Here is a 26977-nt window from a genome sequence, read left to right as displayed (position 1 = left end):
TCCCAGAGCTTCGCGCTCTCTAAGCTAACAAGAGGTTGACTCGTGAGGACTTCTTGCCCATAACAAGCGCAATGAAGCACCACAACAATTTGCCGTACTTGGCGTCACTAGCAGCTGTCGTTTGTGCGCTTTCCTCAGCATCGGCTAAGGAAGCACCAGATGCTCTTGTACCACTGACCGTAGAAGATGAAGCGCTTGCTCCTGAGTGGGGCTTGGCGATGGCCGTGCGTTATGCCAATGTGCCATACAAGTCTTCATCCTCTAGTACTGATGACGTGATGCCATTGTTTTACTACGAGGGAGAGCGATTTTTCCTCCGTGGTGACTATGCTGGAGTGAAGTTGTGGGAGAACGAGTACGCTGGCTTTAATGCCATCGGCCGCTACCGCTTCCTTGATATTCCGAATGAATACAAGCAAATCGATAGTGGAGTGGAAGGTGATCTCGGTATTCAAGCCTTCTACAAGTTAGATGATAACAGCCAAGTGCAGTTTGAGGTCTTGAGTGACGTCCATGGCCGTATGCAGTCTGCAGTACGTTTCGCTGGTGACTATAGGACTGGAGGGTGGAGGTTTTTCCCTGAGGCGCAAATAGGGGTGCTGTCCTCAGATTTTAATTCTCATTACTATGGATTGGATTCGCAGAGCCTGAGCGCAGGTCTCAACAGCAGCGCCAAACTCAAGGTACGTCGTCAGCTCATCAGTAACCTTCACCTTGAAGGTCAGGTCAAAGGTTCTTGGTTAGGCAATCAAGCCGGGAAGAGTGACTTCGTGGAAGATAACTTTGCCTATGAACTTTACCTAGGACTTGGGTTTTTCGATGCCGAACCAGTGAAGAAGTCCTCACTAGAGGCAAAGCCGTTCTGGAAGATTGCCCATGGCTGGGGGACCACCTCGAATTTTGAGAGCATCCCTTCTGGTAGTTTTGACACCGAGGATGATGCCGATGTCACGATGACTTCGATTTTCTATGGCCACCCACTATCCGACACCTTATTTGGTGCTCCTATCGAGCTCTACTTAACTCCGGGCTTTGTGGTTCACCATAGCTCAGATGTTCAGGCTTCTTCTTACGAAGGTGTCTTGGCCGTGAAACTTTTTTACACCTTACCGACTCCATGGAGAATCCGACTTGGAGCTGCTGAGGGTATTTCTTATGCGAGTAACCTGAATTACTATGAGCGCACTGATCTCGCTGGAAAAGGAGAAGACGAAAGCCAATTGATGAACTATCTAAACATTAGTGCTGATATAAACCTAGCAGATGTGTTCAACTTCGACCCATTTGAAGAACTTTGGTTGGGTGTTGGCGTTCACCACCGTTCGGGTATCTATGGAAGCTCTTCAGCGTTCAATAGCATTTCTGGGGGCTCAAACTACGGCACTGTGTTTCTGCAGTGGCATGGTGGGGGTTTCTAAGCCGTTAGGATAAAAATTCTACATCTTATTCAAAAAAAAACGGGGCGTGAGAAATTCACGCCCCGTTTTTTTGAGTTACAAGATGGATAGAGAATAATTATTCAGCCACTTTGTGTTTCTTTTCTAGGCCGAGCTTTTTCATTTTGGGTTCGATGACAAAGCGACAGTAGCCATTTTTTGATTTATTCTCTAGATAATAGTTTTGGTGGTAGTCCTCAGCGGGGTAAAACGTTTCAGCCTTCACAATTTCGGTCACAATCTTATCTGAAAAGTCAGCTTGTGCATCTTTGAGAGAAGCTTCGGCCACCGTTTTTTGAGCGTCATTGTAGTAGTAGATCCCAGAGCGATATTGGGTGCCTACATCGTTACCTTGGCGGTTGAGCGTGGTGGGGTCGTGTGCTTTCCAGAACCACTTTAGAATGGTGTCGAGTGGGACGACTTTAGGATCGTAGGTGACCAGAACTACCTCTGCGTGTCCTGTCTTCCCGGTGCAGATGTCCTTGTAAGTGGGGTTTTTGAGATGACCGTTTTGGTAGCCAGATACAGCTGATTTGACTCCTTCGATGCGGTTGTAGATCGCCTCAACGCACCAGAAACAACCAGCTCCCAGTGAGATTTTTTCAAGGGCTGCGTCTGGTTTTGGTGCTTCGTTGGCCATGGTGAATGAAGTGCTTGTTAGTAAGCCTAGTGCAAGGGTTAGAAAGGTACGTTTACTCGGCATGATATGGGTATGAGTGGAGAGCAATGAATCTTATTCCTCGGTAATTGATACGTTCTAACGCTTGCGGTACTGCTGCATGGCTGTAGGCATGAAGCTTTGAAGTGCTGAGATCCTTGTCTGATCGAGTGGGTGGGTACTGAGGAATTCCGGTTGTGAACGTCCTTGTTTGACATTGTAAGCCTCAAAGCGACGCCACATTTTGACCGCATCGCGAGGGTCGTATCCGGCGCGAGCCATATAAATAGCTCCCACTTTATCAGCCTCTAGCTCATGGCTACGAGAGTAGGGTAGGGCAAGACCGAGTGTTGAAACGGCTCCGTAGCCGGCGGCCACTGCAGCGCGCTCGCCCCCACTAGCACCTTGGTTTTTCACTACTTGATCCAGTGCGATGGCCCCGATCAAGAGTCCGATCTGCTGTGTTTGACGCTTGCCTGCATGGTTTGATGTCACGTGGGCAATTTCATGACCCACCACCGCAGCGAGACCTGCATCAGTCTGGGTGATTTTAAACATCCCTGTATGGATACCCACTTTGCCACCAGGTAATGCAAATGCGTTGGGAGATTTGTCTTCAAAGACGACAAATTCCCACTTGGCCCCGGGGAGGTTGATGACAGGAGTAAGTCGACGCGCCACGCGCTGAAGTTGCGCATTGTATGTCGAATTCTTTGAAATCTTTTTGGCTTGTTTTAGCTTTAGGAACTCTTGAGCTCCTTGGGATTGAAGCGAGCTACTTGTTGGGGTAACCCGGACATTTCCCTGAGGATCAATAGCTGGCGGTGCCACACAGCCGCTGAAAAGAAAGCTGCTTGCTAACAGTAATGAGGTTAGTGCCTTGCGCATACTTCATTGTATACCACATTGGCTGGGTGATCGGAAACGATTTGTAGGGATGGCAGCACTTTTTCCTATGCATGGCAGTGATTCTCGATCTCTTGGTGGCTGAGAACCAAAAAAGCGACCCGAAGTGGGTCGCTTTATAGTGGCAGAGGGGGAGGGATTCGAACCCTCGAAGGGCGTTAACCCTTGCCGGTTTTCAAGACCGGTGCATTCAACCGCTCTGCCACCCCTCCGAGTGCAATTTGGCTGCGCCAAAGAACAGCGCATTGCTAGGAGTTTGGCAAGCACGCAGTACAACAAAGATACTATTTATGATGAGATCTCTAGCTATTCGTTCCGAATTGATATAAACTGACCGGTATGTCAAAAAAGAAGCACGTTAGAGTTCCGCAGGAAAAAGATTTTACAGGAGGAGAGATACTAGCAGCCTCATGCAATTATATCGGGAGTACCGGAGATCCCAAAGTGGATGAACAGGTGATGCAGTTGTCGCAAGCCGTGGGGACGGATCAGAACGTTTGCCTGATTGCTGAAATGATCACTACAGCCTTACGTCTCGGGCGCGAGTCGATTTCCATGGGGGACTTTAAATTAATGAACCGAGCGCTCAAGGAAATGGCGGAATCCAGTCGAGTCTACCATCCGTTCCGTTTTGAGAAGAAGGTCGGGATTTTTGGTTCGGCAAGAACTAAGCCGGACGAACCCGAATACCAAACCACGGTGCAGTTTGCGAGGCGTATCGTAGAGGAGGGGTTCATGACGATCACGGGTGCGGGTCCAGGGATCATGGCTGCAGGAAATGAGGGTGCTGGCCGAGAGAATACCTTTGGCTTGGATATTAGTTTGCCATTTGAGACCTCTGCCAATCCATTCATCAACGGTGATGAAAAGTTGATTGAATTTAATTACTTTTTCACCCGTAAGCTCGCTTTCGTGAAGGAAGCCGACGCGGCTGTTGCGATGCCAGGTGGGGTGGGCACGATGGATGAGATTTTCGAGGCTCTGACATTGATTCAGACCGGAAAGAGCACCGTTTATCCATTGGTGTTGCTTGACTGTAAAGGTGGGACATATTGGAAGTTTTGGCTGCAATTTATGGAGGAACACTTGATGCGGTTGAAGTTGATTTCAGAATCAGATTTCTCCCTTTTCAAGGTTACGGATGATGTGGAAGAGGCGGTTCAAGAAATCGTGCAGTTCTACAAGAACTTCCATTCCTACCGTTATGTAGGCGATCAATTGGTGGTGCGCATGCACCAGGCGCTCAGCAAGAAAGCTTTTGCAAAACTTTCTGAGGATTTTGCAGACATTGTGTCTGCAGGGAAGATGCGCCAGAATGGTGCACTCAAGGCTGAAATGAATGAGAAAGAGTTGCTAGACCTTCCAAGGATTGTGTTACGTCATGGGCGCAACGATTTCGGACGGCTCCGAGAGTTTATCGATGCGATCAATCTCGCTGAAGTCGAGACAGACAATTAGGCTTTCTTAGCAGCTCCTATTCGCTAGCTGAGCGATCAGGGAGTTGCTTGATTTGTTTGCGTATGCGCAATAGCACGGTGATTTGGACGATCACAGCAAGAATGCTAACAATGAAACGTTGCATCTCCACGGCTGTCTTCGAGGTCATCATCATGGTGCCGACGCTGCTCGCCAGAATAGCCATGAGCATGAGGATGCCTGATATGAGGCAGGGGAGTACCCAAAATTTGCGGCTATTGTAGCCCTTTGCCTTTGCGGATTTTCTAAAAAAGATGGCTGAGAGAACCGCAATGATAATGAGAATGGTCAAGGCTCAGGGGATTGCAGATGTAAAAAAATACCGGCGGCCGGGATCGAACCGGCACTCACAAGGAACTCGATTTTGAGTCGAGCGCGTCTACCAATTCCGCCACGCCGGCTACTCCTTAGTGCGGGACGGATACTGTCGACTTTTACGAAATTGTCAACGTGTGAGATGATCTTTTTTTCTGTTGCTTGAGACTCAGTGATCATGACATGCATCGGCGGCTTAGTTTCCCTTGTATGAGGTGCGCTTGGAGCCAAGATTTCCTGCAAATCGCCTTTTCAAGTTGGTGAATGACGTCTAAAGCGGGGCATGCGTCTGTTCAATACATTGCAACGAGAAGTCACCACAGTGAGCCCCAAATACGGAGAACGTTATGGTATTTACTGTTGTGGACCTACGGTGTACGGGCCAGCCCACATCGGAAACTTCCGTACATTCGTGCTTCAGGATGTTTTTCGTCGTGCTTTGGAGCTCAGTGGGACGCCGACGAAACACGTGCGCAACCTTACTGACGTGGATGACAAAACGATTCGTGACTCGCAGGCTGCGGAGATGACACTGAAACAGTTCACTGACATGTGGACTGAAAAATTTCATGTCGACTGTGCCGCCCTAAATTGCCTAGAGCCACACGTCGAACCAAGCGCTGTGGAGCACATGCCCCAACAAATCAAGATGATCGAGAGCTTGATCGAAAAGGGACATGCCTATGCCGCAGATGACGGTTCCGTCTACTTTAGCATCAAGTCCTACCCAGAATATGGGAAGCTCTCACATCTTGATACGCGTGACCTAGATCTAGGGAAGACTCAAAACCAACGCACCAACGACTCCGACGAGTACGAGAAAGATAGCGTGGCAGATTTTGTCCTATGGAAGTCACGACGTGATGAGGATGGTGATAATTTTTGGCAAAGCCCTTGGGGCGAAGGGCGCCCTGGGTGGCATTTGGAATGTTCAGCGATGATTCGTGAGCACCTAGGTGCTAGCTTTGACATGCACTCAGGCGGTGAAGACCTGGTATTTCCGCATCACGAGAACGAGATCGCACAGAGTAAATGTTCCTGTGGCGGTGACTTTGCCGCGCATTGGTTTCACATCACGCATTTACTCGTTGAGGGTAAGAAAATGTCGAAATCACTGGGGAATTTCTTCCGTCTAGATGACCTTTTGGAAAAGGGGTTTGCTGCAAATGCCGTTCGCTTCACCCTAGTGGGGGCACACTACAGCAAGCAGCTCAATTTCACCCTCGATAGTCTGCATGCTGCTGGTGAAGCACTCGATAAGTTGCTCAAGGCTGAGCGCGCTTTGGCGGAGCTCGCAGGTCAAGACGAAGCACCAAGCTATGAGTCCTTGATCGGACTCGAAGACAAAGGTTTATTCGAAAATGCTTGGGAGGGACTGTGCGAGGATCTCAATACCCAGCGCGCGATTGGTGCGATGTTCGGAGCTCTCCGGCGCGCGCAAAACGAACCGAACCCTCTTACTCAGTGGAAGGGGCTGCACTTCATGCTTCATGCCTTGGGCTTTGAGCTTCCAGTGGTGGAAGAAGAGGTGGTGGTTGAAGCTCCCCCTCATATCCAAGAGCTCGCTGCGGCACGTTGGCAGGCACGTTCAGATAAAGATTGGGCGAAGTCTGATGAACTACGCGATCAACTGAAAGAGCTTGGCTGGCTTGTCAAAGATGGCAATGAGGGTTACAGCTTAGAGCAACTTTAACAACCATACCTGAACTTCTACCATGCTTCAACGACCACGCCGCAACCGCAAGTCCGCCGCTATTCGTAATCTCGTGCGCGAGACAAGCCTAGATGCTGGCGATTTCATCTACCCGCTCTTCGTGCACGAATCTGATGAGGATGTGGCGATTGAGTCGATGCCAGGCTGCACTCGTTGGAGTGTTGAGGGCTTGGTGAAAGAAGCTGGTGAAGCATACGCCCTAGGCGTGCCAGCAGTTGTAATTTTTCCAGCAGTTGCGGACGCATTGAAGACCTCTCAAGCTGATGAATCCTATAATGCCAACGGCTTGGTCCCTCGTGCCATCAAGGCGCTTAAGTCTGCCTATCCTGAGCTCTGCGTGATCACTGATGTGGCACTTGATCCATACAATTCTGATGGGCACGATGGTCTCGTCAAACAACGCGAGGATGGGGAGCTAGAAATTCTCAATGACGAAACGGTGGAGGTGCTCTGCAAGCAGGCGGTGAGTCATGCTGTGGCTGGTGCGGATATCGTATCGCCAAGCGACATGATGGATGGCCGCGTCGAAGCGCTGCGTTGCGCACTCGATGCTGCTGGCTTCCCAGATGTTTCTATACTTTCCTACACGGCTAAGTACGCCTCGGCGTATTATGGACCATTCCGCGGCGCTCTTGATTCTGCGCCCAAGGCTGGCGACAAGAAAACTTACCAAATGGATTACGCCAATAGCCGCGAGGCAGTGCGTGAAGCGCTCTTGGATGAAGCTGAAGGTGCCGACATGATCATGGTGAAACCTGCCGGAGCTTACCTTGATATCATCGCTCAGCTTCGCGAAGCGACTACGCTCCCTATCTCCGCTTACCAAGTCAGTGGCGAGTACCTGATGATCAAGGCTGCTGCCGCTGGCGGTTGGGTTGATGAAAAAGCTGTCGTGCTTGAGAGCCTCACTGGTATTAAGCGTGCTGGTGCCGACTTTATTCTTTCCTACTTCGCCAAAGACGTCGCTCGTTGGCAAAAGGAAGGGTAGATTCCACAATGGTAGAGCTACCTTCGTGGCTTTCTAGCTCAGGCTTTTCGAGCTTTATTCATATCTCATCATATCGATGAGTTGAATTCATCTTTTGAGCTTTAGTCGTCTAGCAAATCACACCGTGTCATCCTTGATGCCAGTAGGCCTTACGGGCTTTGGCTTGAGCTGGCATTCTGGCGCGTAAAAATTGCTTGAATTCTTGGGGCTTCGGTGGACAATCGCGCCGAATTTATGAGCTTGTACACAGAATATTTAAACGAAATCGAGCAGCGCAAAGGCGAGGGTCTCAACCCGAAGCCGATCGACAGCGACGATTTGCTCGCAGAGATCGTAGCCCAGATCAAAGACCTCGGCAACGCCCACAGAAAAGAGTCCCTGAACTTTTTCATCTACAACACACTTCCTGGTACCACCAGTGCTGCGGGTGTGAAGGCACAATTTTTGAAAGAAATCATCCTTGGTGAAGTATCCGTGGAAGAGATTTCTGTTGAGTTTGCTTTCGAGCTTCTCTCACACATGAAGGGGGGTCCATCAGTGGCTGCACTTCTCGATCTCGCGCTTGGCGACGACCAAGGTATTGCTGAACAAGCAGGTGCAGTTCTTAAGACTCAGGTGTTCCTCTACGATGCGGATACCGAGCGTCTCGAAGCTGCATTCAAGGCTGGCAACACAGTTGCCAAAGAGATTCTCGAAAGCTACGCACAGGCTGAGTTCTTCACTAAGCTTCCAGAGGTTCCTGAGGAAATCAAAGTGGTGACTTACATCGCCGGTGAAGGTGATATCTCCACTGACTTGCTTTCACCGGGTGGTGAAGCACACTCACGCTCCGACCGTGAGCTTCATGGTAAGTGCATGATCACTCCGGCTGCACAGGCTGAGATTTCTCAACTTCAAGCAGACAACCCAGGCGCTCGCGTGATGCTCATCGCGGAGAAGGGCACCATGGGTGTGGGCTCCTCCCGTATGTCTGGTATCAACAACGTGGCTCTCTGGGCAGGTCACCAGGCGAGCCCATACGTGCCATTCGTGAACATCGCTCCAGTGGTAGCTGGCACCAATGGTATTTCTCCAATTTTCCTCACGACTGTTGGGGTGACTGGTGGTATTGGAATCGACCTGAAGAACTGGGTGAAGAAGACGGATGCTGAGGGCAATGTCGTATTTGATGCTGATGGCGAGACCATCCTTGAACAGACCTACGAGGTATCCACAGGCACCGTTCTCACGATCAATACCCAAGAGAAGAAACTCTACGACGCAGCTGGTAAGGAACTCGTAGACGTATCATCGGCATTCACACCACAGAAAGTGGAATTCATGAAGGCTGGTGGTTCATACGCCATCGTCTTTGGTAAGAAGCTTCAGACATTTGCGGCTAAGACACTGGGAGTGGATGCTCCACTTGTGTATGCTGCTTCTAAGGAAATTTCGAATGCTGAGCAAGGTCTCACAGCGGTAGAGAAAATCTTCAACCGCAATGCAGTGGGCGTTGCTAGCTCCGATCCATTGTTAGCTGGCTCAGACGTTCGTGTTGAAGTAAACGTGGTAGGTTCACAGGACACAACGGGTCTCATGACTTCTCAGGAACTAGAGGCGATGGCTGCTACGGTTATTTCACCTATCGTGGATGCGGCGTACCAGTCTGGTTGTCACACTGCTTCCGTATGGGACAAGAAGGCTCAAGCAAACATTCCGAAGCTCATGAGCTTCATGCAGAAGTTTGGGCTCATCACAGCACGTGACCCAGAAGACAAATATCACGCCATGACTGACGTGATTCACAAAGTGCTCAACGACCTCACCGTGGACGACTGGGACATCATCATTGGTGGTGACTCTCACACGCGTATGTCCAAGGGCGTGGCCTTCGGTGCTGACTCCGGCACGGTAGCGCTGGCGCTCGCTACTGGCGAGGCTACGATGCCGATCCCTAAGTCTGTAAAAGTCACCTTCAAGGGTGAGATGAAGGATCACATGGACTTCCGTGATGTGGTGCATGCGACTCAGCTTCAGATGCTTGAAAAATTCTCTGGTGACAATGTTTTCCAGGGCCGCATCATCGAGGTGCACATCGGCACACTACTCGCTGACCAAGCATTCACCTTCACTGACTGGACTGCGGAAATGAAGGCGAAGGCTGCTATCTGTATCTCACAGGACGAGACACTCATCGAGTCTCTCGAAATCGCGAAGAGCCGTATCAAGATCATGATCGACAAGGGCATGGACAACGGGAATAAGGTGCTCCAGGGCCTCATCGATAAAGCAGACAAGCGTATCGAAGAAATCCGCTCCGGTGCTAAGCCACCACTCGCACCTGACGCGAATGCGAACTACTACGCTGAGCTCGTGGTCGATCTCGACAAGATTGTTCAGCCAATGATCGCTGACCCAGACGTGAAAAACGAAGATGTTTCCAAGCGCTACACCCACGACACGATTCGTGACCTCGACTTCTACGGCGGCGAAAAGCACGTGGACCTCGGTTTCGTTGGTTCCTGCATGGTGCATAAAGGCGACATCAAGATCGTTGCTAAGATGCTCAAGAATCTCGAAGAGCAACAAGGTGACGTGCAGTTCCAGGCTCCACTCGTGGTGACAGCGCCAACCTACAACATCATCGATGAGCTCAAGGCTGAAGGCGACTGGGATATTCTTCAGAAGTACTCGGGTTTCGAATTCGACGACAACAATCCTAAGAACACTGCGCGTACTGAGTACGAGAACATCCTCTACCTCGAGCGCCCAGGTTGTAACCTCTGCATGGGTAACCAGGAAAAAGCGGAGAAGGGTGACACTGTTCTCGCAACATCCACACGTCTCTTCCAGGGCCGCGTGGTAGCTGACTCCGACCGTAAGAAGGGTGAATCCCTCCTCGGTTCCACGCCACTCGTGGTTCTTTCTGCGATCCTCGGACGTATCCCAACCATCGAAGAGTACAAGGCGGCTGTAGTTGGTATCGACCTCACGAGCTTCGCTCCAGCAGTAGAGGAAATGACTGCTTAAGCAATCATTCATCAAAGCAATATTTCAAAGTGCGATCCTTCATTGGGTCGCACTTTTTTCATTTAAGGGGTAGACGTAAAAAAACACCCAAGCCATTGATGACTTGGGTGCTGTCGGCATTCAAATTTCATGAGTGACCTTAGGCTACCTTTTCTTTTCATAGAGCTGGTCAGCGAGTTTGACTATCCGCTTACGCCAAGCGATTTTCTTAAGCCAATGTGAAGGGATGCCGTCAGCTCCATAGTAAGCTCCTGCAATTTGACCGTAGATTGCTCCAGTGGTGTCAGCGTCATCGCCAAGATTGACTGCCAGAAGTGCGCCGTGTTCAAAACTTCGACTGTGATAGAATGCCCATAGCGCGGCTTCGAGGCTCTGAACCACGTAACCAGTTCCATGAATCCCGTCTGTTGTTTTGCCTTTGTACTCGCCGTGGGCAATTGCAGCGATTTTGGGTGAGAGATTCTTCAAGCTTGGGTTTGAAGCAAGATGATAAGTTGAGAGAATCTCTTCTTTTGATTTCCCATAGAGAGCTTGGATAATGAGGTGGGCAAAGAGTCGGCAGGCATCGACGGCTTCCGCAGCGCCGTGCGTACTACGTGATGATTCAGCCGCTGCTTCACTGGCGGAGTATGGGTCTTTGGCATAGAATAATGGTACGGGAGCGAGGCGCATGATGGATCCATTTCCTGCGGTGTCAGGTCGGGTGGAACCTGAGTGTGGGTCGTCAGTGTTAAGATAGGAAGTGAGTGCTGCGCGGACAGTGCCTCCAATGTCAAAGCAGGATCCAGTGGGACTATTGTGTCCATTCTTCCACCAGTCGACATAACGATCGAGTTGGTCGTGTAGGTTGATGTCCTCACAGGCTACAATGCTTTGGCCGAGGCAGAGGGCCATGGAGGTATCATCTGTCCATTGCCCGGGTTTGAGTTGGAAGGGGCCACCGCCGACGATGTCGGTGAGTGGGGGAAAGGCTCCGCGAGGTGCGAATTCGACGGTGGTTCCTAAGGCGTCGCCAGCAGCCATGCCTAACATTGCCCCACGGTAGCGATCTATCTCCAGTTTAATAGGAGTGAGTAGGTCGGTGTAGATATCTGCGTCACCTTTACTGAAGCAGCAAAAGGTGATGTTAATGTGGGTATGGGTGAGGAAGTCTCGACATGCTTGTACGGCAATTTGAGCTGCGCGTTCCAAGGGAAACCCGTAGATACCTGTTGAAATACCTGGAAAAGCGACTGAGGTGATTTTGTGCTCAGCGCACAGCTGTAGGCTGCTCGCGTAGCAGGAGTATAGTTTGGCCTCTTCATCCATGTCACCACCATTCCAGACTGGGCCAACGGTGTGGATAATGTATTTGGCTTTGAGTTGGCAGCCTTTGGTGATTTTCGCCATCCCAGTCTTGCATCCACCAAGGAGGCGACACTCGTGGACGAGTTCGGGACCTGCAGCATTATGAATGGCTCCATCGACTCCGCCTCCGCCGAGAAGGCTCGAGTTGGCGGCATTGACGATGGCTTCGCAGTTAAGGGTGGTGATGTCTGCTTGGATGACTTTCATGTGAGTGCTTTTCACTTGATTAACGCTAGAGGGTTCTAAATTTCGAAGTTGATGCCTTGTTTGCGGAGTTTTTTATAGTGTTTATTGTCGAAACAGTATAGGCGAGCGGCACGGTGGGCGACGTCTTGTTCAACTTCATCGGTCTCTATCAAGACGCCAAGTTTAAGTACTTTTTTGCGGAAATTTCGTTTATCGATTTCTGTTTTGAGAATGATTTCATAGAGCTTTTGGAGTTGGGTGAGCGTGAATTTCTCAGGAAGGAGCTCGAAGCCGATTGGTTGGTATCGGACCTTTCCTTTAAGTCGCTTGAGGGCGGTATTTAGAATTGTCTCATGGTCGAAGGCTAGCGAGGGGAGATCATCTAATGCAAACCAGGCAGCGTTGCGAGCATCTGTGGCTGCTTTTGGCGCGTGTTCAATGAGGTTCACAAGAGCGTAGTAGGCGACGGTGATTACATGTTCTCGGGGGTCGCGGTTAGGTGCGCCATAGCTATAGAGCTGTTCGAGGAAAATGTTCTTTAAGCCAGTTTCTTCTTCGAGCTCACGCTTTGCGCAGTCGTCGATGGATTCACCCACACGGATGAAACCCCCAGGGAGGGCCCACTTACCCTCAAAAGGTTCAATGTCGCGCTGAATTAGAAGCACTTTGAGATCCTTTTCGTCTAAGCCGAAAACCACACAGTCTGTGGTGAGAGCGGGACGTGCATAGTCGTAGTAAAAAGACATAATTTATTTTATAGTGTTACAGTTACACGATGTAAATGTAAAAGTGTCAATTTAACACTTAGTGTCCCATGTAGTCTCGTGGTTCTATAAAAAAACACCCAAGCCATTGCTAGCTTGGGTGCTGGGTAAAAGTAAGTTTTCTAAAGGGCGCTTTAAATGTCCATTTCTTCATCGCCTGGGACCGGTGGTAGCAGGTCTTGGCGCATGAGAAGGCGCTCGATGCTCAGGTCGTCGAGGAGATCCTCAGCGGTTTGTTGAACAATGGTACAGAAGGGGGTGATGCGGTCGACTTCGGCAATCGTGCAGTGTACCATCGTGGAGACGATATCCTTATCGAACTTTTCGCGCTCGAAGATGTTCGTGATACGGAATACGAGTCGTTGGCGGTCGAGATCGTACTCAAGGCCACCGAGGTTCATTTGCTTGTTCGCCCGGTGGAGGAGTTCTAGCAGGAGTGGTTGACGGAGCTCATCGATTGGCATCGCGGTTTCACCTACAATGGTGAGCGAGTTGAGCTGGTTGAAGACTTGGGCGAAGAGTTGCACACGAGTGTGATGTGCTTCGAAGGCTGTGCTGAGCACTTCTTGTCCTTCGATGATTTCGTGGGCCCAGCCCTGTTCATTGAAGGCCGTGACGACGGAGTTGAGTTGGATCGATGGTGGTCGCATGGTGGAATTGGGAAAGTGGATCGCTTAGCTGACTGAATGTGCCTGCTCTGCGCCATTGGTTCTGGATTGGATCGCTTTGCGAAGCAAGGAGATTTGTGTCTTGTTGAATGGGGCTAAGCTGAGGACCACACCGGCGCTTTCATCCTGATTGAAGTGCAGGGTGAGGTGGCGTGATGTGATGGTGGCGTGATCGATTTGAGCCCAGTATAGAAGTTGGTGGTGTTGGCTTGGCTTCCACAAGGGCAGAACCTCCACGCCCAATGGGGTGAGGATCAGGTAGGCGTGCCTGAGGCAATAGATGGCAATACGCAGGCATAGGAGGGTGGGAAGCAAGGGCGCTAGCGCCCACCAAATATAGCGTTGGAAGTCGATGTCGAAAGGCCCCCAGTGGGTGAACATGGTACTCGCAAGAGCCACAGCTAAGGCGCCAAAGATGGATGCGAGGAGAAAGAATTGGCTACCTTGTTTGCTGCGAGTGAAGCGGATCTCTTTGTGAGATGCGCTTACCGGGATCGGCTTGCTGCCAATGAAGAGGCGTCTGAGTTTCTGAACGAATGGTTTCGGTTCTGAGCTAGAAAGGTTGGTCATTTTAGGGCGCTGGAATGGAAGATATGACAGATATTCATGTTGGGTCAACCGGCTAAGTCTTGTTCTTTGTGACTGTGATGTTATGTGCATCGAGACTTATGCAGAATCGTGGTGCAATTTCAGAGTGGATACACAAGCGGCTAGACGATAGTCAGCGCTTTCTTCTGCTGTGCATCTTGATTGGTCTTTGCTGTGGTATTGCAGCGGTGCTATTCCACTGGAGTATTCACACGATTTTCCACGCGTTGTGGGATTGGGCAACGAGCTGTGGTGGTTGGAAGTTCTATGCAATTATGATTGGCGCTCCAACGGTGGGCGGGCTGACTGTCGGGCTAGCAGTGAAGTATTTCACTCCTTCATCGGCGGGATCTGGAATCCCTCAGACGAAGACAGCGTATTACAATCACAGTGGCCATATCCCGATTGGTGCAGGGTTCTGGCGTTTTGTGCTTGGTTCAATCTTCTGCGGCTTGGGCAACAGCCTAGGTCGAGAGGGGCCAACCGTCCATTTGTCCTCTGCCATTTCCTCCAGATTAGGGCGTTTCATTTTTAAAGATCAACGCCGCGTGCAGGCTTCATTGCCAGTGGGGATGGCGGCTGGTATCGCGGCTGCATTCAATGCACCACTTTCAGCTATAACCTTTGTGTTTGAGGAGCTTTTGGATAATTTTTCCATGAAGGCATTAGGCGGGATTGTCGTGGCTGTTGTCATTGCTGCTGCGGTGTCTCGTAGTTTGTTGGGAGAGGATCCGATCCTCGCTAGTGAGATCATCGATGTCGACTTCATCACTTCGCCTTGGATGATCGTGGGTATCCCTCTAGGAGTCATCGCTGGATTCCTCGGACACTTTTTTGTGCGTTGCGTGATCCAGGTGCGTGGCTATTGCAAGACTGGGCCTTTTAAGAATATTGCCTGGGCGACCCCCGCAGTTGGCGGCCTATGCTGTGGCCTTATTGGTATTTTGGCCTACCAGATTACTGGAGCTTTCGGTGATCCTCAGAATTCTGTGTTCTCGATTGGTTACGATAGCTTGCAGGCGGCCTTTGAGGATAAGTTGGTGTGGCAGGTTCTTTTGGCACTTCTGGTGTTCAAGTTCGCTGCAGTGGTACTCAACTACGCGAGTGGTGGCTCAGGGGGGATTTTTTCACCGACATTATTCCTCGGCGGGATGCTGGGTGGTTTGATGGGGATGGCTCTGGTAGGGCTGGAGCAGTATTGCAATTTCCCAAATTGGCCAGGCAGTTCCCAGGTAGTGGGTGGGTGTGTTCTCCTCGGGATGGGGGCGATGTTCTCCTCAGTGATCCGTTGCCCATTCACCTCGTTGATCATTATATTTGAGATGACGGGGAACTATTCGCTGATCCTACCCCTGATGGCTGGTAATATGCTTTCTTGGTCGATCGCAAAGCATTTCAATCCAGTGGCGCTCTACGATGCCTTATTGCTTCAGGATGGTGTGAATCTGAAAAAGTTCTCAGCCTACCGAGGGAGCCAAGATTACCGCAAGCTTCCAGTGTCAGCGATTATGACCCACGAGGTGAGGACGATGCGTGGCAACGATTCTGTGGCAGAAAATATCAAAGCGCTAGGTGCTAAGGGGTTGATGTACCACGCCTATCCCATAGTCGATGCAACCGATGCACTCATTGGGATCGTCACTCGCCACGAGCTTGAGGAGGCAGATCAGGAACTAACACTTCAGCATTTGATTGAAAACCAACAATTGTTGGTGGTGCAGCCCGACACCTCGATCCGCGACGCGGCTAACATGATGATTGGTAAAAATTTTCAGCAAGTCCCAGTGGTCTTGGCAACTAGCCCTGAAAAGCTGCTAGGTTTGCTGACCTTGAATGATATTGCCCGCCAGCAAAATGCTAGCGAGCTCTAGTTTGATCGTCCTTAGTCTAGGAGGTCATCCTTGGCTTCGATCAAAGCGTGGTGGCTGATAGATCCTTCGGTACGCGCATCAAAGTGCTCTTTGTACTCTGGGTCAGCGAGGAATGCTTCAGCGTCTTCCTTGCTATCCCACTCGATGATCACGCGTAGACCTGGTGCCTCGCGATCACCTTCTTTAGTCTCGTGAGAGGCGGTGCGTGCGAGGTAGCGGCCATGGTGTTTTTTCACGAGATTGGTGGTGGGCTCGATGTAGGCAGGGATCCATGCATCGGTGGTGGGAGTGACTTCTAAAACGGAGTAATGCTTCATTTGGTTTTTCTATTTTAGCACCGACGATTTGCGATGCTGGATTATGGATACGCTAAATTTTGATTGTGCGCCATCACACGTATTGACGACCGTTCAGGGTATTGCGCGAATGGGAGAGGATCAGAATTGCTGCACTGCGGCATTGACCGATCTCAATTCACTAGCCTATATTGTTAGTAATCTACTTATGGCCGACATTCTTGATCACTCCCAATTCGACAGCTTAGTCTGTGGCGACGCTGAGACATTCACCCTCATTGTCGACGACTATGAGCTCAATGCCACTACCTTGATTAAAGCGGTTGCGGATGCGACTGCTGACTCAGGCACCCAAGTCAAAGATGCACTGCATCAACTCAAAGGATCTTCAGGGATGTTGGGTATGAGCGCGCTCTATGAACGCTGTGCTGAATTGGAGTCGATTGGCGCAGTCACCTTAAGTGACGAGCAAGTGAAGGCACTTGAGCAATTGTTCGTGCAATCAGTCGCGGCAGCAAGGGACGCCTTAAGTAAAATTTAAGACGTCGCTGCTGAGCAGTTACCCAACCTGTATCAAACTGTAACCACTACGACAGGGAAGATAGAGCGATAATGCTGGGCCAAAGGCGCCATCCACAGTGTCGAGCTCCATCCCGGATTGGATCCGGTCGTGCCCACCAAAGCTTGGGTCATCTGAGTTTAGAATGACTTTGTAGCGACCTCCGTGTGGGACGTGGATGTGGTAGTCTGTGTAGGATTGAGTCGGGTGAATATTGACGGCCGTGATGACGTTGGCGCGTTCGAATGCGAGTACGTGATCTCCTGGGTGTGCGCATAGTTGCTTAGCCTGTGGAGCGCTTAGAATTTTATGTTGCTCTAGCGAGTGGATCATCGCGGCATCAAAGGCATTGAGGAGCTTGTATTTGAGCTCTGGGTGATCGACGAGCGACCATTGACGGCGGCAGTAATGGTAGGACCAATTGTTGCCTTCACGCGGGAAGTCGAGCCACTCTGGGTGGCCGAACTCATTCCCCATAAAGGTGAGGTAGCCTTCACCGCCAATCATGGAGGTGAGTAGCCGGATAAGCTTGTGCATGGCGATGCCGCGGTCAATCACTGGGTGTGGGTCATCGAGAGCCATGTGCCAGTACATCTCCTTGTCCATCAGCCAGAAGGCGAGCGTCTTGTCGCCCACGAGTGCCTGATCGTGTGACTCAGCGTAGGCAATGTTTGCTTCCATGTGGCGGCGGTTGGTGAGAGTTTCCCAAATTTCTTCGACATTCCAGTCGTCGTCACGTTTGTGCTTGAGGAGTTTGATCCAGTAATCTGGCAATCCCATTGCTAAGCGATGGCTAAAGCCAATCCCGCCTTCATGGATAGGGCGGCAGAGACCTGGCATGCCGGACATGTCTTCTGCGATATTGAGCACCCCAGGTTTGATTGATTCAGCAAGGGTGGTGGCGAGTTGGAGGTAGAGCACACAATCGTGGTCGACACCATTGCTGAAGTACTTGTCATAGTGATCGAAGGCAATGTTGCCGTGATGATCATAGAGCATTGATGTCACACCATCAAAGCGGAAGCCGTCGAATTGAAATTCTTCTAGCCAGTAGCGCACGTTGGAGAGAAGGAATCGCTGCACCTCTTCTTTGCCATAGTCAAAGCACTTAGAATCCCACTGCGGGTGGTCGCCTTTGCTGCCGCCGTGGAAGTATTGGTGGTCGGTGCCATCAAATTCATTCAGCCCTTCAGCAAGGTTTTTAACCGCATGAGAGTGGACGATATCCATGATCACGGCGATACCGTGAGCGTGTGCTGTGTCGACCAAGAATTTGAGGTCTTCTGGCGTTCCAAAGCGCGAACACGCAGCGAAAAAGTTAGAGACGTGATAACCAAATGATCCATAGTAAGGATGCTCCTGAACCGCCATCAATTGGATGGTGTTGTAGCCTAGCTTTTTCACTCGAGGAATGATGTTTTCAGCAAATTCTCGGTAGCTATGCAGTCGAGCTTCTTCGCCAGCCATCCCAGTATGCGCTTCGTAGACAATAGGCGCCTCGATAGATTGTGGATCGAAGTGGTGTTTCCATTGGTAGTTCTCTGATGGGTTCCAGATTTGGCCACTAAAGTCGTGTGTTTTGGGGTCTTGGAGTGCACGAGTGATCGTTGCGGGGATGCGGTCGCGCAGTGAGTTGTCTGCCCCCAGAATACGAAGCTTGATTAGATCTCCATGCTTGAGTGATGCCCCCGGCACTGTGGCCGTCCAATGGCCGTTTGCGTCTTGAACCATCGGATTAGCCTCGCCGTCCCAATCATTGAATTCGCCAACAATGGCAAGGGCCTTGGCATTGGGTGCCCATTCACAAAGCTCCCAACTGTCTGCTTTAGCATCGTAGTGTACGCCTAGTCGTAGCTGCGTGTCTGCGAAGTTTCGTAAGCTGCCAAATTGGGATTCGATCTCGGCCAGCTTATGATGGAAGCGGTCGATTCGGTGTTGGATCGCGCCACTTTGATCTTTAAGCCAAATGTCGTTCTGTACCAGAATTGGAGTTTCTTGATGGTTCATCTAGGAGTAACCTAACAACATCGTCGCTGAGTGCGATACTTTTGTTCTGGGTTCTTGGAATTGTGGTGCAGTATATTGAGGCAGGTGTGTGCTTGCTCAACTAGGTAATTCAATGAAGTGCTCGAAAATTCTAACGAAACAAAAGATGATACCGCTGCGTAGTCTCTCATGTGCTCGAGTAATCACGCGACCTGATGCTAGATCGAAGGATTTGTGCCTCTCTGGTTAGTGAGCCAATAAATGACGTGGTATTCAGAACAAACCACATTAGTTTGTGAGCAAAAATAACTCGAAACCTAGGTGTTATAAATTAGATGCCTTGGGGGCCTTCCAACTTGAACAACATGAGAAATAACAAAACAATGAAACACAATCAGTATCGCCCCAAAAGTCTTCTCGGTGGGTCTCTGAAGGCGATTAAGAAACAGGGGAGGATGCTTGTTGCGTTGGCATTCGCGCAATCACCTGCACTGGCAGACTCCGAGGTGGTACCCTCGCCAGTGGATAGACCTAACATTGTACTCGTTTTTGTTGATGATATGGGCTGGGCGGACTTTTCGTGTTATGGAAACAAGGATGTTGATACTCCGTGTGTCGACAGCATTGCTGCAGAGGGGATTTCATTTGAACAATTTTATGTGAACTCGCCAGTTTGTTCACCTTCGCGAGTTGCCATCTCTACTGGAAACTACCCTGATCGTTGGCGGATAAGCTCGTTCTTAGCCTACCGTGGCAGTAATCAGGCTCGGGGTATGGCAAATTGGCTAGACCCTAAAGCACCGATGCTGGCGCGTAGTCTCCAGCAGGCTGGTTACGCCACGGGTCATTTCGGAAAGTGGCATATGGGGGGACAACGTGATGTGACGGATGCCCCTGCCATCACCGAGTACGGCTTCGATGAAGCTTTGACCAATTTTGAAGGAATGGGGCCTAAGTTACTTCCACTCACGAAAAACCCGAATGGTCAGATCGGTAAAATCTGGCAGGATGCCGAAAAGCTAGGTGGGCCAGTCACGTGGATGCAACGATCTGAAATTACGGGCGGTTTCGTTGACGCCTCGATCGAGTTTATGAAGAAAGCCCAGCAAGAGAACAAACCATTCTACATAAACGTCTGGCCTGACGATGTGCATTCTCCATTCTGGCCACTGGTCGAACATTGGGGAGATGGTAGCAAGCGCGCCAAGTATCTAGGGGTGCTGCAAGGTATGGATGCTCAGCTTGGTAAATTGTTTGCAACAATTAAAAATGATAAGGCTCTGCGTGATAATACGCTCATTTTGATTTGTTCGGACAACGGCCCAGAGCCCAATGCTGGACGAGCTGGCGTGCTTCGTGGCTACAAGTGGCAGCTGTATGAGGCAGGGGTTCGATCCCCGTTGATAGTCTGGGGCCCGGGGTTAATAAACCAGAAGGAGGCTGGGAAGCGTAATGCTGAGTCTGTCTTTTCAGCGATCGATCTTGTGCCGTCACTAGTGCGCCTGGGGCGCGCGTCTAAACCGGCGGGTGTAAGCTATGATGGGGAGGATGTTTTGGGCACACTATTAGGTAATAGTGTGAATTCCAGAAAGGAACCCATCTTCTTTGCTCGGCCTGTAGGGTTTAAAAAGATGCCATTACCTGGCTTCAAGGAACAGCTTCCCGACCTAGCCGTGCGGCAAGGCAAGTGGAAGTTGTTGTGTGATTACGATGGCAGTCATGTGCAACTTTATGATCTCTCAGCTGATCCTGCTGAATCTAAGAACCTGAGTGATTCCCATTCTGATGTGGCCGAAGACCTTATGGGTAATCTGCTGGCGTGGTACCGTTCAGTAAAGTAATGCGGCATAACCGCACGGCCACTTTTCGTAGCTCTAAATCACCAGCAATCAGCACGTGTGTTGCTGATTAGCATTGTCGCTTCCCGGGGGGGGAACCTCCCAGCTGCTAGGCTGGTTTGAATAGAAACTTGTGATTGTAAAAGAGGCATTGAATCTGGCTTGCAGTCTGGAGGGAAGTCGTTACATTGCGCCTCTCAAATAACAACATATGGCAACAGCAGAAAAACAACAACATGGCTTCCAAGCTGAGGTAAAACAGCTCTTGGATATTGTGATTCACTCGCTTTACACCGATCGCGAGATTTTCATTCGTGAGTTGGTTTCCAACGCATCGGATGCACTCGAGAAGGTGCGCTTAAAGCAGTTGACTGAAAACTCCGTCTACCAAGGTGATGCAGAACTCAAGATATCGATCACCACAGACGAGGAGAACAACACGCTCACCATCGCTGATGCAGGCATCGGCATGAACCGCGATGAGCTCACTGAGAATCTCGGAACTATCGCGCATTCTGGCACCAAAGCATTTCTCGAAAACCTCAAAGAAAAAGGCGACAGCAATGCCGACGTGATCGGTCAGTTCGGGGTTGGGTTCTACTCAGCCTTCATGGCTGCCGATGAGGTAGAAGTCTACACCCATTCTTGGGACCCATCCGCTGAGAACCTCAAGTGGACTTCAGACGGTGCCACTGGCTACACCATCGAAGAAGCTGACGAGCAAACTCGTGGCTGCAAGATGGTGATCAAGCTCAAGGAAGGCCAAGAAGAATTTGCCAAGGCGGACCGTGTGAAGGAAATCCTTGAGAAGTATTCTAACTTTGTGACCTTCCCGATCGAGCTTAATGGCGAACGTGTGAACAAGGTCGACGCCCTTTGGCTCAAGTCCAAGAGCGAAGTCAGCGATGAAGAATACAATGAGTTCTACAAGTTTGTTGCGCACGCATGGGACGAACCAAAGTTCACCATGCACTTCAGCGCCGACGCACCACTTGCGATCAACGCGCTTCTTTTCGTTCCTAACGAAAACCAAGAACAATTCGGCATGGGCCAGATGGAAGCTGGAGTATCACTCTACTGCCGCAAGGTGCTCATCGACTCGAAGCCGCAGAAGCTTCTCCCTGAGTGGTTGCGCTTCCTCCGCGGGGTGATCGATTCCGCTGACCTTCCACTCAATATTTCGCGCGAAACGATGCAGGATAGCGCGCTCATTCAGAAGCTCAACAAGCTCATTACCAAGCGATTTCTCAAGTTCCTCGATACTCAAGCGAAGAACGAGCCAGAGAAGTATGCTGAGTTCTACAGCAAGTTCAGCCGCTTCCTCAAAGAGGGGGTCGCGACGAGCTTTGAGCACCAAGAGCCACTGGCGAAGTTACTGCGTTTTGAGTCTACCATGACCGATGCTGGTTCCCAAACAAGCTTTGCTGAGTACATCGATCGTGCCAAAGACGGACAAGAAGAGATTTACTTCCTCACTGGTGCATCACGCGACATCCTTGAAAAAGGCCCATACCTCGAAGCGTTCAAAGCGCGTGGTCTTGAAGTGGCGCTCTTCACCGACCAGGTCGACCAATACGTGCTCGATTCCTTGCCTGAATACAATGGCAAGAAGCTCGTGCCAGCTGACCGTGCGGACCTTGAGCTCGACGATGTCGATGCAGAAGGTGAAGCTCTCGATAGCGATGCTGTTGAGTCGCTTTCCAAGTTCATGAGCGAAACCCTTGGTGAGCGTGTTGAGAAGGTAGAAGCAGGCAAGCGCCTCGTGGATAGCCCAATCGCAGCACTCGCACCGAAGGATGCGCCAAACGCACAGATGATGGCGATGATGAAGGCGATGGGTCAAGATGCTCCTACGCCGAAGGTCACCCTTGAAATTAATCCTCGTTCTGAGGTGATTAAGAATCTTGCAGGCCTGCAACAACGTGATGAAGAACTAGCAGCTATTGTCACCGAGCAACTCACCGACAACGCACTCCTCGCAGCAGGTCTTCTCGAGAACCCACAAGAAATGGTTTCTCGTCTCAACGACCTCCTCGCCCGCGTGGCGAAGTAGCGTGTAGAATGCGTTCGTAATTTTAAAACCTAGGGTTCTTCGTTGGACCCTAGGTTTTTTTTGTCAAGGTGTCATGGTTTGAGAAGCGTGGGTGGCATAAATTGATGAGATGGCCTATCACAGGGTGATTGGGGTGAATGATCGTGCTGTTTATCGCATCATTTTGAAACAAGGCCGCTCAAGAGATAGTTATTTAAACGTCCTCTAGATAGCTGCGTGTGAGGTGTTGAATACGATGCTGCGGCACAGGCAACGGAGGGATGCCCGTTTCGTATGAATGGGATGTTTCATTCTCCAAGCAACTCGTCCAGATAATCCCAAGCCTCAACCGAACTCATGAAAGCATTCCTCATCTCATTCTTGCTCGTCCTTCCCATTTGTCTGCACGCAGCGGAGAGACCTAATGTCATTGTGATCATGGTGGACGATATGGGGTTCTCTGATCTGGGCTACCATGGAGGGGAGATCGATACACCGTATCTTGATGCTCTAGCACATGGTGGTGTGCGGTTCTCCCAATTTCATAATAGTGGTCGCTGCTGCCCAACACGAGCCACATTGATCACCGGGCTCCACCCTCACCAAACAGGTGTCGGCCACATGACCAACCCGCCAAACCATCCTGCGCATGACAACGGAGTGGCTGGTTACCGTGGTTTTTTAAATCGACAATGTGTGACCATTGCTGAGGCTCTGAAGGATTCAGGCTACGCCACCTTCATGACAGGGAAGTGGCATCTAGGATACAACGATAGAAGCCGTTGGCCGATGCAGCGTGGGTTTGATAAATTCTACGGATGTGTCTCTGGAGCAACGCGTTTTTTCCACCCTGTAGCGCCACGTGATATGGTCTTTGGGAATGACCCCGTCATGCCGCTCGAGAGTACGACGGATGAAGCCTTTTACACCACTGATGCTTTCACTGACTTTGCTATCCAATTCATTGATGAACACCAAAAAGAGGGTGGCGAGCGACCTTTTTTTCTCTATCTGGCATACACTGCACCTCATTGGCCATTGCAGGCATTTGAGGACGATATAGCCAAGTACCGTGGTAAATACACAATCGGCTGGGACAAATTGCGCGAGCAGCGCTTCCAACGACAGAAGGAACTAGGTCTCATTGCGCCGCACATCAAGCTTTCGCCAAAGACAGCCAATATTCCTGACTGGGATTCCCTTGATGCAAAGAAACAGGATGAAATGGACCTTAAGATGGCGGTCTATGCAGCGATGGTCGATCGTGTGGATCAGAATATTGGCAAGCTGGTGAACTCGCTCAAGGACCTAGCACTGTCGGAAAATACGATGATTCTCTTTTTATCGGATAATGGTGGGTGCCAAGAGGGTGGGATGCTCGGGCAAGGGGAATTCTATGATGTCGAGAAAAGGAACCTTCAGCTAGGAAATAGTTACGGTGAAGCTTGGGCCAATGCCAGCAACACACCTTTCAGGTTCTACAAGCACCACACCCACGAAGGGGGGACTTCCACACCATTTTTCATTCACTGGCCGGCGGGTATTCAAGCACAGCATGATTGGTTTGAATCTCCAGCGCAGCTGATTGATGTCGTCCCCACCATCCTTGATGTTGCTGGGGCTGACTATCCGCAGAGCTATCACGGAAATGCTATCCCAGAGCTTGAAGGTGTCTCACTCAGGCCTGCGTTCCAGGGCGAAGCACTGCAGCGCCAACAACCAATCTTCATTGAGCATGAGAACAATGCCTCAGCGCGAGAGGGGGATTGGAAAATTGTTGGGAAGAGCGTCTCTCCGCCAAGTGGGGTTCAGTATCAACGTTGGGAACTCTACAATATTGCCCAAGATCGTACCGAAACCAACAACCTAGCAACCAAGTATCCTGAAAAGTTAAAGACACTCAGCGCCAAATGGGATAGCTGGGCGAAGCGTGCGATGGTCTATCCCAAAACGCATCCATCGAAAGGAAAGGCACCTAAAAAGACCTTGAAGCATTGAGCTAAGGTGGCGGATTGTCTTAAAATTCAGCATTTGAAGCTGACACAAAAAAAGCCCGGGTCTCATAGTGTGACCCAGGCTTAGTTTATGAATCGTGTGTGTTTAGTGCTCGTTTGGGTTTTCGCCTGAGGCGATGGCGAGCGATTGGCTCTCTGGTGGGAGAAAGTTTTTAAAGCGCGTTTTATCGATAGCTTTCATGTAGGCTTCTTCGGGTGTGACCAGTCCTTCGCGGAGTTTGTCCCAGATTGCCTCGTCCATGAACTGCATGCCGTCAGCCTTACCTTGGGTGATGACATCAGTAAGCTTTTGGGTTTTTCCTTCGCGGATGATGGAGGACACTGCGGTGTTGGCGAACATGATTTCATTGACGGCAACCCTGCCTTTGCCATCGGCTTTCTTCATGAGTAACTGGGCGAGTACGCCACGGAGAGAGGCTGCAAGCATGGTACGAACCTGTGATTGCTGCTCGGAGGGGAATACGTCGATAATACGATCGACAGTCTTACGGGCGTTGTTGGTGTGGAGCGTGCCGAAAACAAGCATGCCAGTCTCGGCCGCAGTGAGGGCGAGAGATATGGTTTCGAGGTCACGCATTTCGCCAACAAGTACGATCTCCGCATCTTCACGGAGTGAGGCGCGGAGCCCATCAGAGAATGTGGGGCAGTGGTGCGGGACTTCGCGCTGGGTGAAGATGCACTTTTTATTGGAGTGCACAAACTCGATAGGTTCTTCCACGGTGATGATGTGCTTGCGCTGCGTGCGATTGATATAATCAAGTAGCGCGGCGAGGGTGGTGGATTTACCTGAACCGGTGGGTCCGGTGACAAGGATGAGGCCAGAACGAATGTCGGCGAAGTTCTTGACCACTTCGGGGATGCCGAGGTCTTCGAGGCTAGCAATTTCGGTGGGGATGAGGCGGAATACCGCGCCGAGCCCGTGACGTTGCTGAAGGTAGTTGCAGCGGAAGCGAGACTTCTCGTCCATCTCGTAGGCGAAGTCGAGGTCACCTTCCTTGAGGTAGTTTGCGAATGCTTTGTCGTCGCAAATCTCGCTGAGCATGGTCTTCAGTTCGTCGCCGCTGAGCGGTGACTCACCTTCAATTTCACTGACGCCGCCGTGGACGCGGATTTTAGGAACTTCTCCTTGAGCGAGGTGGAGGTCTGAGCCTCCAGACTCGACGAGGATTTGGAAATATTTATCGATGATTGCCATAGTGGATGGTCTTGAAGCTTGGGTTTAAAAGAAAGATTCGATGAACTTTTTGTCTTCGGCACGGAAGTATGCTTCTTCCTTGGTGATGAGGCCTTTCTGGAAGAGGTTCTTGATTGACTCATCCATGGTGATCATGCCGACATTTTTGCCGGTTTGCATGATGCCTGGTAGCATGAAGGTCTTGCCGTCGCGGATCGTTGCGGCTACTGGTGCGGTGTTGACGAGTAGTTCGAGCGCAAGCTCTCGGCCCGCGCCATCGGCACGAGGAATGAGCTGCTGTGAGATGATGCCGCGCAAAGATTCGGATACCATGATGCGGATTTGATCACGCTGGTCGGTGGGGAATACATCGAGGATTCGGTCGAGGGTACGTGGTCCATTCCCAGTGTGCAAGGTGGCGATCACTAAGTGACCTGTTTCAGCGGCGGTGAGTGCCAGTTGGATGGTCTCGAGGTTGCGCATCTCACCGACGACGATTACGTCTGGGTCTTCACGTAGGGCGCCGCGCAATGCACGTGGAAATGACTCGGTGTGTGTGTGGACCTCGCGCTGGGTGACATGGCAGCCTTTTGAATCAAAGGTGTATTCGATGGGATCCTCTAGGGTGAGGATGTGGTCGTTGCGGTCTTTGTTGATAAAGTCAACTAGTGCGGCAAGTGTGGTGGATTTGCCTGAGCCGACTGACCCTGTCACTAGAATGAGACCATTGTGGTAACGGGTGAGGGGGACAATGTGTTCTTTGGGGAGCTTGAGGTCATCGATTGTGCGGATTTCGGTGCTGATGATACGGAATACAATGTCGTAGCCTAGGCGCTGCCGCACCACTGAGGCTCGGTAGCGGCCATCTGCATTCTGGTAGGCAAAGTCAACGTCACCACGGTCGTGGAGGATCGCTAATTGATCTTCACCGAGAAAGGAGTGCACTAACTTGTGGGTGTCGTCTGCACTAAGTACTTCAGCACCTTCCCAGATGGGTTGCAAGTTGCCAAAGCGACGCCAGTTGGGCGGGCTGTTTGTGGCCAGATGAATGTCGGAACAATCGTACTCTATACCTACCTTGAGGTAGGTGTCTACGTGATCGTATGTAGGAATTTGAGACATTAGGTTTTCTTTAGTTTGTGGCCAATAGG

The 26977-nt window shown here is 50.7% G+C and carries 21 protein-coding genes and 2 tRNA genes; 10 read left to right on the top strand and 13 right to left on the bottom strand.

Going from position 1 to position 26977, the window contains the following annotated elements; translation table 11 throughout:
* Positions 1-71 precede the first annotated feature (71 nt).
* Positions 72-1418, top strand: a complete 1347-nt coding sequence (locus F454_RS13725; RefSeq protein ID WP_018968797.1) for a MipA/OmpV family protein — start codon at positions 72-74, stop codon at positions 1416-1418.
* A 97-nt stretch (positions 1419-1515) separates the two neighbouring features.
* On the opposite strand, the gene msrA is transcribed toward F454_RS13725, so the two are convergent.
* The 3 genes from msrA to F454_RS0101195 form a co-directional block, all read right to left on the bottom strand.
* Positions 1516-2076, bottom strand: coding sequence for a peptide-methionine (S)-S-oxide reductase MsrA (gene msrA, locus F454_RS0101205; RefSeq protein WP_018968796.1), 561 nt, complete (start codon positions 2074-2076; stop codon positions 1516-1518).
* Positions 2077-2193: 117 nt separating this feature from the next.
* The gene (locus tag F454_RS0101200) at positions 2194-2982 is read right to left on the bottom strand and encodes a M48 family metallopeptidase (protein WP_018968795.1); all 789 of its coding nucleotides are present in this window, start codon (positions 2980-2982) and stop codon (positions 2194-2196) included.
* 140 nt (positions 2983-3122) lie between these two features.
* Positions 3123-3212, bottom strand: a tRNA-Ser gene (locus tag F454_RS0101195).
* Positions 3213-3339: 127 nt separating this feature from the next.
* On the opposite strand from F454_RS0101195, the gene F454_RS0101190 reads away from it, so the two are divergent.
* On the top strand, positions 3340-4458 hold the full coding sequence (locus tag F454_RS0101190; protein ID WP_018968794.1) for an LOG family protein: 1119 nt from the start codon (positions 3340-3342) through the stop codon (positions 4456-4458).
* A 16-nt stretch (positions 4459-4474) separates the two neighbouring features.
* Here the strand turns inward: F454_RS0101190 and F454_RS0101185 are convergent, their stop codons facing one another.
* Together F454_RS0101185 and F454_RS0101180 are read right to left on the bottom strand one after the other, a co-directional pair.
* On the bottom strand, positions 4475-4768 hold the full coding sequence (locus F454_RS0101185; RefSeq protein ID WP_018968793.1) for a hypothetical protein: 294 nt from the start codon (positions 4766-4768) through the stop codon (positions 4475-4477).
* A 28-nt stretch (positions 4769-4796) separates the two neighbouring features.
* Positions 4797-4877 (bottom strand) — tRNA-Leu (locus F454_RS0101180).
* A gap of 197 nt (positions 4878-5074) precedes the next feature.
* Between F454_RS0101180 and cysS the strand changes: the two genes are divergently transcribed.
* The 3 genes from cysS to F454_RS0101165 all read left to right on the top strand — a co-directional run bounded on the left by cysS (position 5075) and on the right by F454_RS0101165 (position 10502).
* Complete coding sequence (gene cysS / locus F454_RS0101175) at positions 5075-6484, top strand: cysteine--tRNA ligase (protein ID WP_018968792.1); 1410 nt, start codon at positions 5075-5077, stop codon at positions 6482-6484.
* A gap of 22 nt (positions 6485-6506) precedes the next feature.
* On the top strand, positions 6507-7493 hold the full coding sequence (gene hemB, locus F454_RS0101170) for a porphobilinogen synthase (RefSeq protein WP_018968791.1): 987 nt from the start codon (positions 6507-6509) through the stop codon (positions 7491-7493).
* A 234-nt stretch (positions 7494-7727) separates the two neighbouring features.
* A complete protein-coding gene (locus F454_RS0101165) occupies positions 7728-10502 on the top strand; it encodes a bifunctional aconitate hydratase 2/2-methylisocitrate dehydratase (protein ID WP_018968790.1) in 2775 nt (924 codons plus the stop codon).
* A gap of 144 nt (positions 10503-10646) precedes the next feature.
* On the opposite strand, the gene F454_RS16630 is transcribed toward F454_RS0101165, so the two are convergent.
* From F454_RS16630 to F454_RS0101145, 4 genes are all read right to left on the bottom strand, one after another.
* Positions 10647-12056, bottom strand: coding sequence for an O-acetyl-ADP-ribose deacetylase (locus F454_RS16630; protein WP_018968789.1), 1410 nt, complete (start codon positions 12054-12056; stop codon positions 10647-10649).
* A 35-nt stretch (positions 12057-12091) separates the two neighbouring features.
* Positions 12092-12781 carry an NUDIX hydrolase gene (locus F454_RS0101155; RefSeq protein WP_018968788.1) on the bottom strand — a complete coding sequence of 230 codons (690 nt, stop codon included), beginning with the start codon at positions 12779-12781 and terminating at the stop codon, positions 12092-12094.
* A 152-nt stretch (positions 12782-12933) separates the two neighbouring features.
* Positions 12934-13449 carry a YbjN domain-containing protein gene (locus F454_RS0101150; RefSeq protein WP_018968787.1) on the bottom strand — a complete coding sequence of 172 codons (516 nt, stop codon included), beginning with the start codon at positions 13447-13449 and terminating at the stop codon, positions 12934-12936.
* A 24-nt stretch (positions 13450-13473) separates the two neighbouring features.
* Entirely contained in the window at positions 13474-14037 is a 564-nt protein-coding gene (locus F454_RS0101145) for a hypothetical protein (protein WP_018968786.1), read from the bottom strand.
* Positions 14038-14330: 293 nt separating this feature from the next.
* On the opposite strand from F454_RS0101145, the gene F454_RS0101140 reads away from it, so the two are divergent.
* Complete coding sequence (locus tag F454_RS0101140; RefSeq protein ID WP_018968785.1) at positions 14331-15926, top strand: chloride channel protein; 1596 nt, start codon at positions 14331-14333, stop codon at positions 15924-15926.
* Between the two features lie 11 nt (positions 15927-15937).
* Here the strand turns inward: F454_RS0101140 and F454_RS0101135 are convergent, their stop codons facing one another.
* Positions 15938-16243 (bottom strand): DUF1330 domain-containing protein, encoded by a 306-nt coding sequence (locus F454_RS0101135; RefSeq protein WP_018968784.1) that lies wholly within the window; start codon positions 16241-16243, stop codon positions 15938-15940.
* Between the two features lie 187 nt (positions 16244-16430).
* Here F454_RS0101135 and F454_RS0101130 point away from each other — a divergent pair, with 187 nt between their 5' ends.
* Positions 16431-16763: an Hpt domain-containing protein gene (locus F454_RS0101130; RefSeq protein WP_018968783.1), complete on the top strand. Its 333-nt coding sequence runs from the start codon at positions 16431-16433 to the stop codon at positions 16761-16763.
* A gap of 18 nt (positions 16764-16781) precedes the next feature.
* Here F454_RS0101130 and F454_RS0101125 read toward each other — a convergent pair whose 3' ends face one another.
* Positions 16782-18788, bottom strand: coding sequence for an alpha amylase C-terminal domain-containing protein (locus tag F454_RS0101125; protein WP_018968782.1), 2007 nt, complete (start codon positions 18786-18788; stop codon positions 16782-16784).
* 344 nt (positions 18789-19132) lie between these two features.
* Here F454_RS0101125 and F454_RS0101120 point away from each other — a divergent pair, with 344 nt between their 5' ends.
* From F454_RS0101120 to F454_RS0101110, 3 genes are all read left to right on the top strand, one after another.
* A complete protein-coding gene (locus F454_RS0101120) occupies positions 19133-20608 on the top strand; it encodes a sulfatase family protein (RefSeq protein WP_018968781.1) in 1476 nt (491 codons plus the stop codon).
* A 208-nt stretch (positions 20609-20816) separates the two neighbouring features.
* Positions 20817-22658, top strand: coding sequence for a molecular chaperone HtpG (gene htpG, locus F454_RS0101115; protein WP_018968780.1), 1842 nt, complete (start codon positions 20817-20819; stop codon positions 22656-22658).
* Between the two features lie 336 nt (positions 22659-22994).
* Positions 22995-24635, top strand: coding sequence for an arylsulfatase (locus F454_RS0101110; RefSeq protein ID WP_018968779.1), 1641 nt, complete (start codon positions 22995-22997; stop codon positions 24633-24635).
* 102 nt (positions 24636-24737) lie between these two features.
* On the opposite strand, the gene F454_RS0101105 is transcribed toward F454_RS0101110, so the two are convergent.
* A complete protein-coding gene (locus F454_RS0101105; RefSeq protein WP_018968778.1) occupies positions 24738-25847 on the bottom strand; it encodes a type IV pilus twitching motility protein PilT in 1110 nt (369 codons plus the stop codon).
* A gap of 24 nt (positions 25848-25871) precedes the next feature.
* Complete coding sequence (locus F454_RS0101100; protein WP_018968777.1) at positions 25872-26948, bottom strand: type IV pilus twitching motility protein PilT; 1077 nt, start codon at positions 26946-26948, stop codon at positions 25872-25874.
* Positions 26949-26977 lie beyond the last annotated feature (29 nt).

This window comes from Rubritalea marina DSM 17716, assembly GCF_000378105.1.
Lineage (GTDB): Bacteria > Verrucomicrobiota > Verrucomicrobiia > Verrucomicrobiales > Akkermansiaceae > Rubritalea > Rubritalea marina.
This window is presented reverse-complemented; position numbering and strand designations above follow the sequence as displayed.

What these genes read in the sequence shown, in the direction of transcription:
- F454_RS16630 (WP_018968789.1), bottom strand. Translation starts at nt 12,056, where the DNA reads ATGAAAGTCATCCAAGCAGACATCACCACCCTTAACTGCGAAGCCATC.
- F454_RS0101200 (WP_018968795.1), bottom strand. Translation starts at nt 2,982, where the DNA reads ATGCGCAAGGCACTAACCTCATTACTGTTAGCAAGCAGCTTTCTTTTC.
- cysS (WP_018968792.1), top strand. Translation starts at nt 5,075, where the DNA reads ATGCGTCTGTTCAATACATTGCAACGAGAAGTCACCACAGTGAGCCCC.
- F454_RS0101190 (WP_018968794.1), top strand. Translation starts at nt 3,340, where the DNA reads ATGTCAAAAAAGAAGCACGTTAGAGTTCCGCAGGAAAAAGATTTTACA.
- F454_RS0101145 (WP_018968786.1), bottom strand. Translation starts at nt 14,037, where the DNA reads ATGACCAACCTTTCTAGCTCAGAACCGAAACCATTCGTTCAGAAACTC.
- F454_RS0101120 (WP_018968781.1), top strand. Translation starts at nt 19,133, where the DNA reads ATGAGAAATAACAAAACAATGAAACACAATCAGTATCGCCCCAAAAGT.
- F454_RS0101105 (WP_018968778.1), bottom strand. Translation starts at nt 25,847, where the DNA reads ATGGCAATCATCGATAAATATTTCCAAATCCTCGTCGAGTCTGGAGGC.
- hemB (WP_018968791.1), top strand. Translation starts at nt 6,507, where the DNA reads ATGCTTCAACGACCACGCCGCAACCGCAAGTCCGCCGCTATTCGTAAT.
- F454_RS0101155 (WP_018968788.1), bottom strand. Translation starts at nt 12,781, where the DNA reads ATGTCTTTTTACTACGACTATGCACGTCCCGCTCTCACCACAGACTGT.
- F454_RS0101110 (WP_018968779.1), top strand. Translation starts at nt 22,995, where the DNA reads ATGAAAGCATTCCTCATCTCATTCTTGCTCGTCCTTCCCATTTGTCTG.
- htpG (WP_018968780.1), top strand. Translation starts at nt 20,817, where the DNA reads ATGGCAACAGCAGAAAAACAACAACATGGCTTCCAAGCTGAGGTAAAA.
- F454_RS0101140 (WP_018968785.1), top strand. Translation starts at nt 14,331, where the DNA reads ATGATTGGCGCTCCAACGGTGGGCGGGCTGACTGTCGGGCTAGCAGTG.
- msrA (WP_018968796.1), bottom strand. Translation starts at nt 2,076, where the DNA reads ATGGCCAACGAAGCACCAAAACCAGACGCAGCCCTTGAAAAAATCTCA.
- F454_RS13725 (WP_018968797.1), top strand. Translation starts at nt 72, where the DNA reads ATGAAGCACCACAACAATTTGCCGTACTTGGCGTCACTAGCAGCTGTC.
- F454_RS0101165 (WP_018968790.1), top strand. Translation starts at nt 7,728, where the DNA reads ATGAGCTTGTACACAGAATATTTAAACGAAATCGAGCAGCGCAAAGGC.
- F454_RS0101130 (WP_018968783.1), top strand. Translation starts at nt 16,431, where the DNA reads ATGGCCGACATTCTTGATCACTCCCAATTCGACAGCTTAGTCTGTGGC.
- F454_RS0101135 (WP_018968784.1), bottom strand. Translation starts at nt 16,243, where the DNA reads ATGAAGCATTACTCCGTTTTAGAAGTCACTCCCACCACCGATGCATGG.
- F454_RS0101150 (WP_018968787.1), bottom strand. Translation starts at nt 13,449, where the DNA reads ATGCGACCACCATCGATCCAACTCAACTCCGTCGTCACGGCCTTCAAT.
- F454_RS0101100 (WP_018968777.1), bottom strand. Translation starts at nt 26,948, where the DNA reads ATGTCTCAAATTCCTACATACGATCACGTAGACACCTACCTCAAGGTA.
- F454_RS0101125 (WP_018968782.1), bottom strand. Translation starts at nt 18,788, where the DNA reads ATGAACCATCAAGAAACTCCAATTCTGGTACAGAACGACATTTGGCTT.